We start from the raw sequence: 839 nt of genomic DNA on the forward strand, positions 1-839 counted from the left end.
TGCGCCGAACTTTCGCGCCTGCAGGGCGTAGGCGAGGAAGGCGAACTGCTGTGGTGATCAGGACTGCGGGCGCAGCATCTTGAACAGGTTGCCCAGCTCGAAGTAATCGGCCGGGCCGCCGCCGCGCAGGATCGGCTGGGCGGCGGCGGTGTCGTAGATACCGTCCTTGAGCAGGTGCTCGGCAATGTGCACCGCCACCACTTCCCCGAGAATCAGCCAGCTGGGCACCAGCGCCTGGTCTGCGCGCTTGAGCTGGACGATCTGGCTCACCTTGCACTCGAAGGCCACCGGCGTTTCGCCCACCCTTGGCACCTTGACGATGCTCGATGGAACCGCACTGAGCCCGCTCAGTTCGAACTCGTTCACGTCCGCGGCAACGGCGGCGCAGCTTTGGTTCATCTGCTCGGCCAGCGGGCGGGTGGCCAGGTTCCAGACGAACTCGCCGGTCTGCTCGAGGTTGTTCAGGCTGTCTTTACGCCCGACGCTGCAGAAACCGATGATCGGCGGAATGTAGTTGAAGGCGTTGAAGAAGCTGTAGGGCGCCAGGTTCAACTGGCCGTCTGCGCTCTGGGAAGAAATCCAGCCGATGGGGCGCGGGCCGACGATGGCATTGAAGGGGTCGTGGGGCAGGCCGTGGCCTTTGGCGGGTTCGTAGTAGTACATCTGCCTGGCTCTTGGAAACGAAGTGCCTAGTGTGCCAAGCCTTTGCCCGCGTGGAAATGATCAAGCCCGGCCTAGGCCGGGCTGGGTGCACGCATCAGCGCTTAGCTGATGCGGTGGGCGTTGGTGCGGTCGAAGCCATCTTCAGCGAAACGTTGCGCGCCGGTGCGGTCGAAGCC

The 839-nt window shown here is 64.0% G+C and carries 1 protein-coding gene; it reads right to left on the minus strand.

Going from position 1 to position 839, the window contains the following annotated elements; genetic code table 11:
• Positions 1 to 57: 57 nt before the first annotated feature.
• Entirely contained in the window at positions 58 to 663 is a 606-nt protein-coding gene (locus tag F3J31_RS23190; protein WP_167215711.1) for a flavin reductase family protein, read from the minus strand.
• Positions 664 to 839: the final 176 nt, after the last annotated feature.

Origin of the sequence: Enterobacter sp. Acro-832 (assembly GCF_011752745.1) — a bacterium.
Lineage (GTDB): Bacteria > Pseudomonadota > Gammaproteobacteria > Enterobacterales > Enterobacteriaceae > Enterobacter > Enterobacter quasiroggenkampii.